The sequence below is a fragment of the Janthinobacterium silvisoli genome (assembly GCF_014200725.1).
Lineage (GTDB): Bacteria > Pseudomonadota > Gammaproteobacteria > Burkholderiales > Burkholderiaceae_D > Janthinobacterium.
Map to the genome: position 1 here is coordinate 176,782 of NZ_JACHCL010000001.1, position 15,649 is coordinate 192,430.

Sequence of the window (15,649 nt, forward strand, 5' to 3'; positions counted from 1 at the left end):
CGATTGCGCGCCGGAAAGCAGTTGATCGCGCTCGAACTGGCGCAACTCAAGCAACTGCGACTGCCGGTCCAGCTAAAACACGGCTACACGCGCCTTGAAGTCCCCTTGCGGCTGCATGGTTTGTATCCATGCAAGGTAGCCAGTATCCTCACACTGCCTTCAGCATCTTCTGCAACACCGTATCGAGCTCATAAAAATCCACCGGCTTGGTCAGGTGCAAGTCAAAACCGGCGTCGGACGCCATCTTGCGGTCCTTGTCCTGGCCCCAGCCGGTCACCGCCACCAGGATCACGTCGCGGCCGCACGGTTGGCTACGCAGGTGCCGCGCCACTTCATAGCCGTTCATGCGCGGCAAGCCGATGTCGAGCAGGATCACTTGCGGCAGGAAACTTTCCGCCAGGGCGATGCCGGCCGCGCCGTCGTAGGCGGTGCGCATCTCGTAGCCGAGGATATCGAGCGCCAGGGCCAGGCTTTCGGCCGCGTCGGCGCTGTCGTCGATCACCAGCACCTTGCCGTCGCGCGAACCGGCCTGCAACTGGCGGTTGGCCGCCGATGGCGCGGGAGCTGGCACCGGCGTGGCCGGCAATGGCAGGCGCAAGGTAAAGGTGCTGCCCTGCCCCACGCCGTCGCTGTGCGCGCTGACGCTGCCGCCATGCAATTCGGCCAGGCCCCGCACCAGCGACAGGCCGATGCCCAGGCCACCCTGGGAACGCGACAAGGCCGGTTCCAGCTGCGAAAACATGTCGAATACGCGTGGCAGGTGTTCGGGCGCGATGCCGATGCCGGAATCGCGCACGCTGATCAATACGTCGCCCCCGGCGCACGACACCGTCAGCCAGATCGCCCCCTGGGCCGGCGTATATTTGGCGGCGTTGGTCAGCAGGTTGGCGATCATCTGGCCCAGGCGCGTGGCATCGGCATCGAGCCAGATAGCGCTCGGCCACTGTTCCACGTGCAGGCGGTGACCGGATTCGGCCACCAGCGTGGCCACGCTGTGCAGCGCCGCTTCGACCACGGGCGCCAGTTCCACGCTGTGGCGGCGCAGTTCCAGCCGGCCCCGCGTGATGCGCGACACTTCCATCAAGTCATCGACCAGATGCGTCATATGGCATAGCTGGCGTCCCAGCACGTCGCGCGCCCAGCTCAGGTTAGGGTCGTCCAGCTGCGCCAGCTTCAGCACTTCCAGCACGTTGCGCATGGGCGCCAAGGGATTACGCAGTTCATGCGCCAGGGTGGCCAGGAATTCATCCTTGCGCCGGTCCGCCACCGCCAGTTCCTCATTGAGCGCATGGGCCTTGCTGCGCGCCAGTTGCAGTTGCTGCTCATACTTGCGCCGGTCGGTGGCGACAAACACGGCGATCTCGTCGTAGAGCACGCCATCGTGCTCGCGCCGCACAGCGTTGAACAGCATGGGCACGGACTGTCCCTGACGCTGGCGCATGTCGAGCAAGACTTCCGAGGCCATGCCCTGCACCTGCATCAGCGGCGTCCAGTGGGTCTGGTGGAAGATGCGCCCGCCGATGGTCAGCAATTCCTGCAGCTTTTTTTTACCCAGCAAGTCAATGGCGGTATAACCGAGCCAGCCGCAAAAAGTGGCGTTGACCTTCAGGATGGTGCCATCCGTGGCGCACAGCAGCAATCCGCACGCGGCGTGCTGGAACAGGCTGTCGCTATGGGGCAAGCTTATCCCAGGCAAGGATGGCATGGCGTCACGCATCATAGGCCCAGGCCGTCGAGGAAGGTGCGGATGGTCCGATAGCTGGTGTCGGGTGCGCTCATGTGCGGGCAATGACCCGCATTCTCGATCACTTGCAGATGGCTGTGCGGCAGCATTTCGCGCAGATAGCTGCCAACGGACAGCGGCGCAATAAAGTCGTCGTTACATTGCACGATCAGCGCCGGCGTAACGTTGTGCGGCAAATCGGCGCGGTGGTCGGCCAAAAAGGTGGTTTGCGCGAAATGGCGGGCGATATCGGGATCGGTGCGGCAAAAGCTGTTGACCAGGTCTTGCCCCAGCCCGGGCCGCTCGGGTACGCCCATGATAGCCGGCGCCATGGTGGCTGCCCAGCCCAAGTAATTGCTGTCCATGGTGTTGAGCAAGTCATCGATATCTTCACGGCTGAAGCCCCCCTTGTAGCCCGTCGCCAGGTCGTCGATATAGCATGGCGATGGTGCCAGCATGACTTGCGCGCGGAACAGTTGCGGCTCGGCCAAGGTTGCCAGCAAGGTGCTCATGGCGCTGACGGAATGACTGACGCAAATCACCGGGCCATCCGCCACGGCTTTGATGATCTGGCGCAGGTCGCGCGCATACCCATCGAGGCTGGCGTAGCTATCGAAATCGTAGGCGCTCAGGTCTGAAGCCCCGCTGCCGACCAGGTCAAACAGCACCGTACGGTAGCGCACACGGAACAAAGGTTCAAGATAAGACCACATGGTTTGGTCGCAGCCGAAGCCATGCACAAACACGATCGTGGCTGCAGCGCCCTGCTGCTGCGGGGTGGCGGGCGGCTCGGCCACCCGGATGTTGTTGCGATGTTCAATACGCATGCCTGTTCCGCCTTGATTGTTTCCGTGTGGAATCTACATTGGCATCTTAACATGCGTTATTTACACTATGCCAGCCTCATTGCAATATGGGAAAAGCGACTGCCTGCGCCTCGCATTCCAGCTCCAGGATATGGCAGTAATCGCCGTGCGGCCGGTACTCGAAAGCGCTGATACGCAAGCTGCGCATCAGCTGCGCCAATACAGGATTCGGCTGCAGCAAAACCGTGCGCAATTGCGCCACCAGCTCAGCCGGAACATTCTGGCCGGCAATCATCGGCAATCCCGGCGACGATGCCGAATACTGCAAGACAGATAGCCCTTCCAGCCAGGCCGGATTTTCCTGCTGCAAGTAGGCAAAGGTGACGCAATCGACAGCCGCAATATCGGCCGCGCCATCGCGCACCATTCCCAGGCTGGCATGGTGGCTGCCCGACCAGATCACCTTGCCAAAGAAGTGCCCATCGACAGCCAGCGGGGCGACGGCGTGGCGCAGCACATTCATGCCGCTGTTGGAGTGAGGGTCATTGGCGGCGGCGGTCAAGCCGCGTGCGTCCTCCAGGCCGCTGACGGGGCCATCACTGCGCACCACGATGGCGCTCGAATAATCGCTGCCATTGCAGCCAGGCATGGCATAGCTGGGCGTGGCGATCAATTGCACCTGGCCTTGCAGCTGCGTCATATAGGGGTAGCCGCACGTCTGGCCGAACAGCAAGTCTGGCTGTCTCCAGAATTCCGGCAAGACGGGATCGCGCACCAGCTCAGCCTGTCCTTGCCAGCCACCGGCCCGCAACCCCGCCAGCACGGCGTCGAGCAAGGCTACATAGGCATCGCGCACAGACGGCGAGACGTTATACATGGGTAAGGCTACTTTCCAGGTCATACGGCTACTCCGGCTCAGGCATATGCGGGTGAACGGGCGCATCGATGGGGTTAAAGCCAAAACGGCGCATCAGCTCGCCATACCCATTGACAAAAAAACCGCCGCTGCGCGCAATATACGCGGCCCGGCGCGCCTGGTACACGCGCGGGATCAGATACCAGGGCAGCGAGGGAAAGTCATGGTGTACCAGGTGCAGATTATTATTCAAAAACAGCAAACGAAATACCGGACCCGCTTCATTGATGACGATGCGCTGCTTGTGGTCTTCCGCTGGCCGGTGCTCATAATACGAGCGTATCTTGGCAATCGACTGGGCCGGATAGGAAATGGCCAGCAGATAATACAGTGGCGATACGCCAAAATAGGCATCGATGGCCCACAGCATGATGCCCAGCATGGCAAAATGGATCAACCACATCGGCACATAGCTCCAGTTACCCTTCAAAGGCTGGCGCACCACCTGGCTCCAGGCGCCGCTGATCGATAGCAGCGGGCCGACCAGCATGCGGCCCCAGAAGGTCTTGTTCAGCCAGTGCAGCTTTTGCATCGGTTTACTCATGCCTGCCCACACGGCGGGCGACACATAATAACTTTCCGTATCGAGCGCTGGCATGGTCAGGTGGAAATCAACGTGATGGCGCAAATGGCTGTCGCGGTACAGCTTATACGGATACCAGACAGCCAGCGGCGCATAACCGAACAGGCGGTTGACCCAGGGCCAGGGCGTGGGATGGCCGTGGATCAGCTCATGCTGCAAGGACATATACCAGGCGCACCACCAGATCATCAGCAAAGTGGCGGGCACGGTACCGATCTGGCGCCAGAAAAACAGCGTGCCCAGCCAGCCTGCATGGATCGTCACAATCAATAGCCAGGTCGGCCATTCGGCCAGCCACAGCCTGCGCCCGCGCTCGCTGGAAATATGCAGCTGCTGCTCCTCGTCGATATACTCCGAGCCTGCCGCGTGTTTGTAGGTTCCCAATCCCATAGGTTTTCCCGTGATGCCTTACAGCCTGATATCGAGCAGCGCTTCGATGCGGTGGAGACCGTCGTCGCCCTGGATGAGTTTGGTCGCCGCCTCGATATCGGGCGCCAGCATGCGGTCTTGCGTATACGGAGCGACGTGTTCGCGCAGCAAGGCCAGCGCAGCCCGCGTGCCCGGCGCCAGCGTATCGGAGGGATAAAATTGCAAGGCTTGCCCGGCTGCCAGCAATTCCAGCGCCAGCACCCTTTCCACATTCGCGATCACCTGCAAGGTTTTCAGTGCGGATGGCGTGGCCAGGCTCAGATGATCTTCCTGCAAGGCCGAAGTCACATAGTTGTCCACCACCATGGCTTGCGACAGCACCTTGTTTTCCGCCACCAGCGAAGCGGCCACGTATTGGACGATCATCAGGCCGGAATTGACGCCGCTGTTTTCCACCAGGAAAGCCGGCAGGCCGCTGACCAGCGGATTGACCAGGCGGTCGATGCGGCGCTCGGCCACACCACCCAGTTCGGCCATGGCAATGCGCAACAAATCGGCGGCAAACGCCATCGACTGGCCATGCGGATGGGCTTGCGACACGACCCGGTAGTCGTCGGGCGTGCCCAGCACCAGCGGGTTGTCAGTGGTCGAGGCCAGTTCGATATTGACGTGTTTGGCCACATGCTCGACCTGGTCGCGCGTGGCGCCGTGGATGTGCGGCACGGCGCGCAGGCTCAGCGCATCCTGCGTGCGCACTCCTTGCGCCAGGGCCAGCACCTCGCTGCCGGCCAGCAATGCACGCAGGTTGCGGCCCACGCGCTGCGAACCCGGATGCGGCTTTAACGCCAGCACTTCTTCATCAAACGCGGCCGTCTGTCCGCGCAGCGCCTCAAAACTCATGGCGGCGACAATATCGGCCCACTTCTGCAGGCGCTCGGCATGAAACAAGGCCACGCTCAGCAAACCCGTCACGCAAGGCGTGCCATTGACCAGGCTCAAGCCATCCTTGGCGCCCGGCACCACAGGCTGCAAGCCAGCGGCGGCCAAAGCCTGTTTCGCATCGATCACCTTACCAGCCACGCGCACTTGCGACAGCCCAGCCAGCGGCAAGCCGATATGCGCCATATGCGTCAAATAACCAACAGAACCGCGCGCCGGTACCAGCGGCGTCAGGTTGAGGTTGAGCAAGGCCAGCAAGCCATCGACCAGTTCCGGGCTGATGCCCGACTTGCCATGGCTGTAGTTGCTGATCTGCGCACACATGATGGCGCGCACCAGCACATCGGGCATGGCCTCGCCCACGCCGCAGGCATGGCTTTTCAGGGTATTCAGGGACAAGGTGGCCAGCGAGGCCGGTTCCAGCACCTGTTCGCACAAGGCACCCAGGCCCGTATTGACGCCGTAGGCGCGCAGACCATCGGCCACGATACGCTCGACAATACGCCGCGCATTGCGCAAGCGCGCTTGCACCGCGGGGCTCAAGGCCAGCGGCGCACCGAGCGCCACACGGGCCACGGCGCGCCAATCGAGCGCGGTTTCATCCAATAACACCATCGGGTTTTCCATTTTCATTTTTATTTCCTTAACGCCAGGGCGTCAGACAGCGTTCCAGCACGCGCATCGAGTAATCGCAAGCTACCGCCAGCAAGGCCACGGCCAGCGCGCCTTCCATGACTTGCGTAGCGTTATTGACGGCCAGGCCAGAGACGATGGGCGTGCCCAGGCTGACGCCGCCCGCCATCGGCGCCAGCGAGGCGGTGGCCACCGACAACACCAGGCTGGTGCGCACACCAGCCAAAATCGCCGGCAAGGCCAGCGGCAATTCCACCGCCCATAGCTGGCGCCAGGCGCCCATGCCGATGCCTTGCGCGGCCCGCTTGATATCGCCATCGACTTGCTGCAGCCCCGTCAAAGCGCCCTGCACCGTCGGCATCAAGCCATAGGCAAACAGGGCAAACATGATGGCTTGCGGGCCGAAGCCGAAGATGGGCGTGGCCAGGAACAGCACCGCCACGGGCGGCAAGGTCTGGCCGATGGTGGCGCCATTGGCGATCAGCGGCAAAAAGGTTTTGCCGACCTTGCGCGTCGCCCAGATCGCCAGCGGCAAACCCAAGAGCAATACACCGGCCATCGCCACAGCCACGATCTGGACATGGCTTAACGCCGCTTCCAGCAAGCTGATACGTTCATACAGCACGGGCTGGCCAGGCTCGCCCAAAGGCGCCAGCAAGGTCTGCCACCAGCTTTCACGGCTATAAACCAGCCACAGCAAAGGCCAGCACAGCAAGCCCAGCGCTTGACGGTTGAAGAAAAATTTACTCATGCCAGCGCCGCAAAATCCGACAGCGCGACATGGCCGACCGCCGCGCCGCTGGCATCGACCACGATCAAGGCTGGCTGCCCGCCCAGCAACTTGCTGAGCGCACTGCGCGCGCTGGTCGCCTGCCCTACCCGCTCGGCGCCGGCCAGGCTGGGTTCCGGCGTGCCGGGGCGCATGAAGTCGCCCACGCTATGGCGGCCCAGGCGTTTCAATTCCGGCTCCTGGCCGATAAATTGCGCCGTGAAAGCATCGGCCGGGTGGCGCAGCATGGTGTCGGGATCGGCGTATTGCACTACCGCCCCGTCGCGCATCAGGCAAATCTTGTCGCCCAGGCGGATGGCTTCATCGATATCGTGCGTAACGAACACGATGGTCTTGCGCACGTCGCGCTGTATGCGCAGCAACTCTTCCTGCAATTGCTCGCGCGTAATCGGATCGACCGCGCTGAATGGCTCATCCATCAGCAGCACGGCCGGATCGGCCGCCAGCGCCCTGGCGATGCCCACGCGCTGCTGCTGTCCGCCCGACAATTCCTTCGGATAACGGTTGCCGAATTTATGCGGATCGAGTTGCACCAGCGCCAGCATTTCATCGGCGCGGTCCAGCCGCCTGGCCTTGCTCCAACCGAGCAGGTGGGGCACGACGGCCACGTTTTCACGTATCGTCAGGTGCGGAAACAGGCCTGCGCTCTGGATCACATAACCGATAGAGCGGCGCAGCAGCACGGGATCGATGTCGAGTGCATCCTTGCCATCGATCAGAATCTGGCCACCGCTCGGTTCGATCATGCGGTTGACCACGCGCAACAAGGTCGACTTGCCACAACCGGACGGGCCGATCAGCACCACCAGCTTGCCGTGTTCAATCTCCAGGTTGACGCGGTTGAGCGCCACCACCTGCTCGTAATGTTTATCGATATGATTCAAACGGATCATGCTCGCCCTCCGCGTGGCGTCAAGGCCCATGCCAAAGAGCGTGTGATGGCGTCCGCCGCAAACGCCAGCGCGACCACCGGCAAGGAACCCAGCAAGACCAGGTCGGACACCGATTGTTCCGTGCCGCGCAACAGGAAAAAGCCCAGCCCGCCAGCATTGACCAGCACCGCCACGGTACTTAATCCGATCAGCAGCAGCAAAGCCCCGCGCAGGCCCTGCACCAGGAAAGGCGCGGCCAGCGGCAACTCCACGCGCCAAAAAACTTGCCGCGGACTCATGCCCATGCCGCGCGCCGCTTCCAGGATGGCGGCCGGCACATTGGTCAAGCCCGTATGCGTTTGAATCACGATGGGCCAGATGCCGTACAGCACCAGCGCCACGATGGCGGGCGCAGCGCCCAGGCCACGCAAACCGAGGTCAGCAAAGCTGGCCGAGAGATGCAGATTGCCAATAAACTCAGCGCCATTGGCCAGTAGCTGATACACGGAGATAGCCAATACCGGCAACAGGACCAGCAAGCCCAGCGCAATGATCACGCCATAGGCCGTCAGCAATAAAGGATGATTCCAGCGCTTCAGCAGCAGCCAGCCCGCGCCCGCAAATACCAGCAACGCCAAGGCAAACAGCAGCGCACCGGCCACCGTCACATGGCGTCCATAGGTAGACAGCAAGGGCAGCATCAAGCCAAACAGGGCTATCGACGGTACGGTTTGCAGGAAACTCGTAACACTCAGCAACACGCCTTCGGCGGCAGGCTTGCGCACGGCCAAGAGGCCTATCGCCGCCCCCGCCAATATGGCCAGCGGCAAGGTCGCGGCCACCAGCAGCAGATGGCGTATCAGTTCTTGCTGAAACACATCGGACACCGCCTGGTATTCCAGCACGATGCCCAGGTGCTGATAAGGCGCAGTGAGCGCCAGCGCAGCCAGCACCAGCAAGGGCGCGGCCAGCCACCACGGTGATTCTGATTGCAGCGCAAACAGGGCGATATAGATCGCGGCCAGGCTGCTCCAGGCGCCAGCGGCAATGCTGACGCGCGAAAATTCATTATCGAGAGTCAAGTGCTGCGCGCCCCAGGTCAGGGCAGCAAAACTGGCGCCGGCGGCCAGGCTCAGGCTGAAAGCCAACCCCAGCTTGCGCAGCTTGCCCGGGACCAGCAAGGCGCTGACAGCAAACAGCAGCCAGCCACCTGCCGCCACCGCACCCAAGGTTGCGTTGAGCGACAGCAAGGAATAATCATCGCCCAGCGGCATCACGCGGTTCTGGCGCAGCACCACGAATGGCCAATGCAGGGACAGCAAGCCCAGCAGCGCGGCCAGCAAGGCGATGCTGCTGGGCCGAGCTGACAAGCCCGGCCAGCTGAGGCCGGACTTGCCAATCAAAGGCAAGCGAGGCAAGCGGATGGCCGTCGTCATTTCAAGAAGCCCTTCTGTTTCAGATACTGTTCCGCCACCTTGGCGCCAGACTGGCCGCCCACCACGATTTTCGCGTTCAGGCGCGACAAAGTGGCAACGTCCAGCGTGGCAAAAATCGGATCGATAATGGCCGGGATGCGCGGATATCTCTTCAAGGCCGCGCTGCGTATCGTCAACAACGGTTGCGACACATCGACGGCGCCCGCGTTATCGGTCAAGGCCACCAGGCCCAGCGCGGGCAGTTGGCCATCGGTGGTGTAAGCCATGGCCGCATTGGCGCCGCTGATGCCTTGCGCCGCCGCTGTTTCCGTCTGGGCGGTATTGCCGCCCGGCAGGATAATCAGTTGGGCAGGCTTCAATTTGAAACCGTAGACTTTTTCAAACGCCTTCAAGCCATCGTCGCGGTCGACAAATTCCTGGCTGACCACCACCTTGAACGTCTTGCCCGCATTGATGTAGCGCGCCAGGTCGGCCAAGGTGACCAGGTTTTCCGCCTTGGCCAGTTTTTGCGGCACGGCCAGGCCATAGCTGACGCTGGCTGGCGCAGGTTTCAGCCAGACGATCTGGTTGTGTTCCAGGTCCGCCCTGGCGCCGGCCGCGTAACCCTTGGCGCCATCCTTGAAGATGCCCGGCTCAAACTTGACGTTCTTGATCAGGTAAGGCGCATTGCCGCTGTATTCGGGATACACATCGATCTCCCCTTCCAGCAAGGCCTTGCGCACCACTTGCGTGGCGCCCGTGCCGCACTTTTCCTTCACCTTGATGCCGTTCGCTTCCAATGCCAGCCTGACCATCGGGCATAACAGCGATGCTTCGGTATCGATCTTGGAACCGATGGTAATGCCGGCATCTGCAGCCGCAGGAGCGGCCCCGGCCGCCGCGCATGACAGGGCCATGGTGATCAATGCCAGCATCAGCTTGGCCCTACTTGTAATACTTGCCATCTCAGTCTCCAGAAAAATGCGGCGTTTGCGCGCCGCACTTGTCATGCTTCAATTAAAAACGTGCTTTCACGCGCAGGCCGATGGTGCGTGGCTGCGCCAGGAACAAGGTGTTACCAGGTTGAATCGCGATCACATTGCTGGTCACATCATTGATCTTGGTGCCGTTCGTCAAGTTAGTGCCAAACAGGCCGAACTCATACGCGCCCGTCTTGTAAGTCACAGTGGCGTTGACCATGTTCGACGATGGGATCTCTTCGTAGCTGCCTTGCGCCTTGGCAAAGTTGGTGTAAGCATTGCCACGGTAGGCGTAGCTGGCCGAGACACCGACCTCATCCTTGCCATTCACAGGAATGCTGTAGCTGAGGGTGGCGTTGGCGGCAAAACGCGGTGCATACGGCGTGCGGCTGCCGGCCGGAATGTTTTGCGCGGCGATGCCGGTGACCACGGTTTCCCTGGCGTAAGCATCGTTATACGAAGCGCTGAGGCCGAATGTGGCGTGGCGGCTCAGCTTGAAGGCCGATTCCACTTCCAGGCCCTGGCTGCGGATCTTGCCTGCGTTCAAGGTGTAGTAATAGGTGCACGGCAACTTGTTAAACACTTGCACATCGCTCCAGTCGATGCGGTAGACGCTGACGTTGAACGTCATGCGGCGGTCCAGCAAGGTGTTTTTCGAGCCCAGTTCATAGTTCCACAGACTGTCCGGGGCAAACGTGGACGGTGCGTTGACGCCACAGAAATTGAATGGCACAGGCTGGTTATTGCCGCCGTAGCGGAAACCCTTGCCGGCGCTGGCATACACCATATGGTCGGGGTCGACCCGGTAGGCGGCGGCAAAGCGCGGGTTGGCGCCTTGCGAAGTGGCGCTGCTGGCGCTGGTTTCAGGAACGCCCACCGTGGTCGGCGTGGCGCCGACCAGGTTGCCGAACAGGCCAGAGAAACGCAGGTCAAAATCCTGGGTGCCGCGGAACAAACGCAGGCCAGCCGTCAAGTCCAGCTTGTCCCACACGGTGTACGTGCCTTCGGCAAACAGGGCCACCTGGCGCGACTTGGTGTTTTGCAAGCCCGAGAAGAAATTGTCCGGGGTCAATGCCAGCTCATTGGTTTGCGAGTTATAGCCAGGGAAGTTGCGCGTGGCCGCAAAGCGCGCATCGAAACCGATGGTTGGCTCGTTCTGCACCACGTTGCGCTTGCCGCTTTCAAAAAAGGCGCCCGCCGTCCATTTGAAGGGACCGGCGTCTTTCGAATTGAAACGGAATTCCTGCGCAAAATCGGTGACCTTGTTACCGATCTGATAGGCCGCCGCCATCAGCGGCAGCTGGCCGCCAAAAACAAAGGCGGTGGCCGGATACTGGGCCGACTGCTGATAAAAGGTATCGCGGTGCAAATACGACGTGGACGACACCAGTTGCACACGACCGAAGTCGTAATTCACGGCCAGGTTATACAGTTGCAGATTGTCATTGCTGCTTTGCGGCAGCAAGGCGATGGTGGTAAATGGCGCCAGATCGGCGTAGGCATCGTTCAAGCCCGCCTTCACATTCGAAGCCGTGATGCTGGCGTCCACCGTAAGATCGCGCGAGGCTTTCAGGCGCAAGGCTGCGCGGCCCTGGTTGGTGGACACGGCGTTGGTGGTGCCGCCCGTCAAGGCATTCTTGATATAGCCGGAATCGTTACCCGTGTAACCAGTCAGGCGCAAACCCGCCACATCATCCTTCAGAGGGATGTTAACCATGCCGCGCAGATTATGATTATTGCCGCCGAAACCGGACGTGCGCGAACCGACCGCTTCCACCGAACCGAACAGGTCATTGGTATCGGGCTTTTGCGTAATCTGGCGCACCGCACCAGCCATCGCGCCGGCGCCAAACAAAGTGCCTTGCGGACCTTGCAGCACTTCGATACGTTCCAGGTCCAGCACTTTCAAGTCAGGGTTACCAGATTTCAAGGTCACCGGCATGTCGTCGACATACACCGCCACCAGGGACGCATCCTGAATTTCCGACGGCACGATGCCGCGCACGACCAGGCCGCGCATGGTGATGTTGTTGACGCCAGGTCCTTGCGATTGCACGCTCATGGCCGGCACGGCGCTGGCAATATCGACCAGGTTACCCAGGCCAAACTTGGCCAGGCTTTCCGGCTGCAATACGGTAATCGCGGCTGGCACTTTCTGCACATCGACGGCGCCCGCCGAACGCGTGGCCGTGACGTTGACTTGTTCTATGGTGTCGGAACCCGTATCCGGCGTGCTTTGCTGCTGAGCCTGCGCAGAGGCAATCACGCCAGCCGACAACACGGCCAGCGTGCCGTATCCAATCAAATGCTTACCCATCAGTACCCCTTGTTTGGTTTTTACTATTATTTTTAAGATGTTTTTTACTTGCTATTGATGCATGCGCCAGCGTTGTGTACTGCAATCAGATCGGGTGCCAGCATAAGAAGATGACGCGCCGCCAGCGGCGCTATTGAAGCCGGGCATCCAGGGCGAGATCGTCGCTGGCGCCTGACATGTGGGGAACAGCACTTCGGTAAAGGACATCACCACGAGAAAAAGTATATACAAGTTGAAAATGCCTGAATACGAAGAAAAATATGCTTGTTTATATGAAATTTGTGAGCAAAAAGGCAGGCTGGATTAACATCGAAAACCCAAGCCGCTTGCCAAAAAGAGCGTCACAGCGGAAAATGCGAACGATTCCCATTACTCCAAGCTGAGGCAGCGGCAACAAGCCGTTTTTTTATAAAGGTTTGTTGCATGCGCGCTTTCTGGACTGTCATCCACCGCTGGGCCGGCTTGACCATCGCCCTCTTCCTGATCGTGGCCGGCCTGACGGGCGCCGTCACTTCCTGGGACCATGAACTGGACGAGTGGCTGAACGCCGACATCATGGACACGCCGGGCCGCGGCCCGCTGCTATCCCCATTCGTGCTGGCGAAAAAAGCGGAAGCGGCCGACCCACGGGTGGAAGTCAATTACATGAGCCTGGGCCTGGAAGAAGGCCATGCGGCGCAATTCCTGGTCCGCCCATTGACGGATGCCGCCACCGGTAAGCCCTATGTGCTGGACTACAACACCGTGTATGTGGACCCCGTCACGGGCAAGATCACGGGCACGCGCGACTCGACGGCGATTTCGCTATCTCGCCGCAGCCTGATGCCCTTCTTGCGCCATTTGCATTACAGCCTGCACGTGCCCGCCTTCTGGGGCACCGACCGCTGGGGCTACTGGCTGATGGGCACCGTCGCCCTGATATGGCTGCTCGACAGCCTGGTAGCGTTCTACCTGACCACCCCGCGCCGCCTGCGCGAGCGCCCTGACGCACCGCGCCACCGCGACGCCGCCAACTGGTGGCAGCGCTGGAAACCGTCATGGGTGGTGCGCTGGGCGGCCGGCGGCTATAAACTCAATTTCGACCTGCACCGCGCAGGCGGTTTATGGGTGTGGGCCATCATCATCGTGGTGGCGTTCACTTCGTTTTCGCTCAACCTCTACCGCGAAGTGTTTTACCCCGTCATGTCGCTGGTCTCGAAAACCACGCCAGGCCCGTATGAAACGCAACAACCAGCGCCGTATGGCACGTATATCAAACCTGTTATTGGATTTGAACAGGCCGCCAATATCGCCAAGCAGGAAGCCGTGCGACGCGGCATCAGCACGCCGCTGGGCGGGATTTATTATGGCGGCAACTATTCCTTCTACAACGTCTCGTTCTTTGACCCTGCCGACGAGTTCGGCTCTGCTGGCATGGGGCTGTCGAATCTTTATATTGATGGGATGGACGGCAAGGTCATCGGCCAGCATAAGCCGTGGGAAGGTACGGCGGCAGATGTCTTTGTCCAGCTGCAGTTTCCCCTGCATTCGGGCCGCATACTGGGATTGCCGGGGAGGATAATGATGTCGTTCATGGGGATTATGGTGGCGATGCTGTCAATAACAGGCATTGTCATCTGGGAGAGGAAACGACGCTCCAGGCGATTGCAGGCGCATAAACTTAAAGTGCAGACCTAAGTCAACTTTCAAAAGTCTTAAAAAGAGCGGGCCTTAGTCGCGAGCCTGAGAAAACGGCCAGGGCTGCGTTGCTTGGGCTCGCCGTACATTCGTACTGTCTTCGCCCGGCGCGCCTTGCCCTGACCATTTTTCAGGCTCGCTGGACCCGGGGAGCCTTTGTTGGGGGCTTGGGCCTAGTTGGACTTTATCTGGTGTCCTACTTCTGAATGCTCGGATTCAGGATTTGATATCACACATATCTGCCATCGATTTTCAGAGTACACTGGCACCAGTATTTCAGGCCCCGAATTGACGCATCTTCAATTGATGATGTACAACAAGTCGAGAGAAATGCAGGCATACCGAAAATGGCAGATGTCACACACGTAGAGCTGGATGCAAAATTAGCGACCACGTCTGCACGAGTGGACCGCAGGTTCGAACTTATTGAAACGAGGATGGATGTGCGAGTAGAAGCCATCGATACGAAGTTGACGGCAGGGCTAAGCTCCATGGAGCTGCTACTCGCCCGTAAGTTTGCCGAGTTCGACGCGACACTGCACAAGTCAACAGCCGACACCGTCAAATGGGTGGCCGGCATTGTCATGGGGCTAGGCGTGATTGGAATCTCATTGATGACATTCCTTCTCAATAATGTTCCCCCTAAAAATCCCCCTCCTCCGCCAGCTCCCGTAGTTATCTACGCCCAGCCGGCTCAGGCGCCTACGCCGCCTGTCACCCAGCCCTGATCAAAGCCCGCTACATGCGGGCTTTTTTAGATCCATCTATAGGCATAGAAGATGAAAAGTGCGAGCTCTTGATCGCGGGCCTGAGAAAGCGGCCAGGACTGCGTTGCCTGGGCTCGCCGCGGTGCGCGTACTGTCTTCGCCCGGTACGCCTGGGTTTGACAACTCGCTGACCATTTTTCAGGCTCGCGGCCCGGGGAACCTTTGCTGAAGGTTTGGGCCTGGTCGGATTTTACCTGGTAGCTTGCATCGGAAGGGCAACTTAGATTCTGCTAGTTGTCGAGTTCGTGTATGAATTGCAGAACTGCCTCTACCTTTCTACCTTCCTACCTCCCCATGGTGATCATTACAGATTGGAAATAATGACAAAGTGTGAATATTCGCCCTGCAATATTAATTATATTAACAATGTTGACTATAGTTAACTTTCGATTCTAATTTTTTTGGAGCATTAATGATAAGTATGAAAGTTCTTGTAAGCGCGCTTTGCTTTACACTTGTTTGCAGCCAAGCTTTTGGAGAATCACCAACGGGTAACGCTGCGAAACAGATCATAGTCGGACCTAAACTTAGCGGCCAACAAGTGAGTGCCTGCATAACTGCGAATGGAGCGTCGCCTGACGTCTGTGCCACACTCGCATTGCCAGTTCAATTCGGTAAAATTTCAGCAATATTTAAAACTACCGACATAAAAATTCAAACGCATCCTGGATTGCTATTGCAGAAAAAGATTTACTATTTTGTGGCTTAAATTTCGCCAATAATAATCTTTGGTGTTCAGCAATAGTTGGCCTACGCAAGGCAGCTATAGACGCTCCGACTGCGCGTAACCAACGTATTGTCCAAGTGTTAGAGGATGCAAAGCCTGCATTGGCTAGTGCTGCACGACATGTTTCACATCAGC

Annotated in this window: 12 protein-coding genes; 2 read left to right on the plus strand and 10 right to left on the minus strand. The window is 59.7% G+C overall.

Annotation, left to right across the window (positions count from 1 at the left end):
• Nucleotides 1-148: 148 nt before the first annotated feature.
• From HDE75_RS00725 to HDE75_RS00770, 10 genes are all read right to left on the minus strand, one after another.
• Entirely contained in the window at nucleotides 149-1,705 is a 1,557-nt protein-coding gene (locus HDE75_RS00725) for a hybrid sensor histidine kinase/response regulator (RefSeq protein WP_183679051.1), read from the minus strand.
• An 11-nt stretch (nucleotides 1,706-1,716) separates the two neighbouring features.
• Nucleotides 1,717-2,550, minus strand: coding sequence for an alpha/beta fold hydrolase (locus HDE75_RS00730; protein ID WP_183679053.1), 834 nt, complete (start codon nucleotides 2,548-2,550; stop codon nucleotides 1,717-1,719).
• A gap of 76 nt (nucleotides 2,551-2,626) precedes the next feature.
• Nucleotides 2,627-3,430: a phosphate/phosphite/phosphonate ABC transporter substrate-binding protein gene (locus HDE75_RS00735; RefSeq protein WP_183679054.1), complete on the minus strand. Its 804-nt coding sequence runs from the start codon at nucleotides 3,428-3,430 to the stop codon at nucleotides 2,627-2,629.
• A 4-nt stretch (nucleotides 3,431-3,434) separates the two neighbouring features.
• On the minus strand, nucleotides 3,435-4,418 hold the full coding sequence (locus HDE75_RS00740) for a fatty acid desaturase (RefSeq protein WP_183679056.1): 984 nt from the start codon (nucleotides 4,416-4,418) through the stop codon (nucleotides 3,435-3,437).
• Nucleotides 4,419-4,436: 18 nt separating this feature from the next.
• On the minus strand, nucleotides 4,437-5,969 hold the full coding sequence (locus HDE75_RS00745; protein WP_183679058.1) for an HAL/PAL/TAL family ammonia-lyase: 1,533 nt from the start codon (nucleotides 5,967-5,969) through the stop codon (nucleotides 4,437-4,439).
• Nucleotides 5,970-5,979: 10 nt separating this feature from the next.
• Nucleotides 5,980-6,720 carry an ABC transporter permease gene (locus HDE75_RS00750; protein ID WP_183679060.1) on the minus strand — a complete coding sequence of 247 codons (741 nt, stop codon included), beginning with the start codon at nucleotides 6,718-6,720 and terminating at the stop codon, nucleotides 5,980-5,982.
• Nucleotides 6,717-7,652: an ABC transporter ATP-binding protein gene (locus tag HDE75_RS00755; RefSeq protein ID WP_183679062.1), complete on the minus strand. Its 936-nt coding sequence runs from the start codon at nucleotides 7,650-7,652 to the stop codon at nucleotides 6,717-6,719. The genes HDE75_RS00750 and HDE75_RS00755 overlap by 4 nt, the downstream gene beginning before the upstream one ends.
• Nucleotides 7,649-9,067 carry an ABC transporter permease gene (locus tag HDE75_RS00760; protein WP_183679064.1) on the minus strand — a complete coding sequence of 473 codons (1,419 nt, stop codon included), beginning with the start codon at nucleotides 9,065-9,067 and terminating at the stop codon, nucleotides 7,649-7,651. The genes HDE75_RS00755 and HDE75_RS00760 overlap by 4 nt, the downstream gene beginning before the upstream one ends.
• Entirely contained in the window at nucleotides 9,064-10,011 is a 948-nt protein-coding gene (locus HDE75_RS00765; protein WP_183679066.1) for a glycine betaine ABC transporter substrate-binding protein, read from the minus strand. The genes HDE75_RS00760 and HDE75_RS00765 overlap by 4 nt, the downstream gene beginning before the upstream one ends.
• Nucleotides 10,012-10,063: 52 nt before the next feature.
• Nucleotides 10,064-12,343, minus strand: a complete 2,280-nt coding sequence (locus HDE75_RS00770; RefSeq protein WP_183679068.1) for a TonB-dependent receptor — start codon at nucleotides 12,341-12,343, stop codon at nucleotides 10,064-10,066.
• A 423-nt stretch (nucleotides 12,344-12,766) separates the two neighbouring features.
• Here HDE75_RS00770 and HDE75_RS00775 point away from each other — a divergent pair, with 423 nt between their 5' ends.
• Nucleotides 12,767-14,020 (plus strand): PepSY-associated TM helix domain-containing protein, encoded by a 1,254-nt coding sequence (locus HDE75_RS00775; RefSeq protein WP_183679070.1) that lies wholly within the window; start codon nucleotides 12,767-12,769, stop codon nucleotides 14,018-14,020.
• A 347-nt stretch (nucleotides 14,021-14,367) separates the two neighbouring features.
• Nucleotides 14,368-14,748, plus strand: coding sequence for a hypothetical protein (locus tag HDE75_RS00780; RefSeq protein WP_183679072.1), 381 nt, complete (start codon nucleotides 14,368-14,370; stop codon nucleotides 14,746-14,748).
• Nucleotides 14,749-15,649: the final 901 nt, after the last annotated feature.

Bases quoted from the DNA above. Each gene is read 5' to 3' on its own strand.
- HDE75_RS00725 (WP_183679051.1), bottom strand. From the start codon at position 1,705: ATGCCATCCTTGCCTGGGATAAGCTTGCCCCATAGCGACAGCCTGTTC.
- HDE75_RS00730 (WP_183679053.1), bottom strand. From the start codon at position 2,550: ATGCGTATTGAACATCGCAACAACATCCGGGTGGCCGAGCCGCCCGCC.
- HDE75_RS00735 (WP_183679054.1), bottom strand. From the start codon at position 3,430: ATGACCTGGAAAGTAGCCTTACCCATGTATAACGTCTCGCCGTCTGTG.
- HDE75_RS00740 (WP_183679056.1), bottom strand. From the start codon at position 4,418: ATGGGATTGGGAACCTACAAACACGCGGCAGGCTCGGAGTATATCGAC.
- HDE75_RS00745 (WP_183679058.1), bottom strand. From the start codon at position 5,969: ATGAAAATGGAAAACCCGATGGTGTTATTGGATGAAACCGCGCTCGAT.
- HDE75_RS00750 (WP_183679060.1), bottom strand. From the start codon at position 6,720: ATGAGTAAATTTTTCTTCAACCGTCAAGCGCTGGGCTTGCTGTGCTGG.
- HDE75_RS00755 (WP_183679062.1), bottom strand. From the start codon at position 7,652: ATGATCCGTTTGAATCATATCGATAAACATTACGAGCAGGTGGTGGCG.
- HDE75_RS00760 (WP_183679064.1), bottom strand. From the start codon at position 9,067: ATGACGACGGCCATCCGCTTGCCTCGCTTGCCTTTGATTGGCAAGTCC.
- HDE75_RS00765 (WP_183679066.1), bottom strand. From the start codon at position 10,011: ATGGCAAGTATTACAAGTAGGGCCAAGCTGATGCTGGCATTGATCACC.
- HDE75_RS00770 (WP_183679068.1), bottom strand. From the start codon at position 12,343: ATGGGTAAGCATTTGATTGGATACGGCACGCTGGCCGTGTTGTCGGCT.
- HDE75_RS00775 (WP_183679070.1), top strand. From the start codon at position 12,767: ATGCGCGCTTTCTGGACTGTCATCCACCGCTGGGCCGGCTTGACCATC.
- HDE75_RS00780 (WP_183679072.1), top strand. From the start codon at position 14,368: ATGGCAGATGTCACACACGTAGAGCTGGATGCAAAATTAGCGACCACG.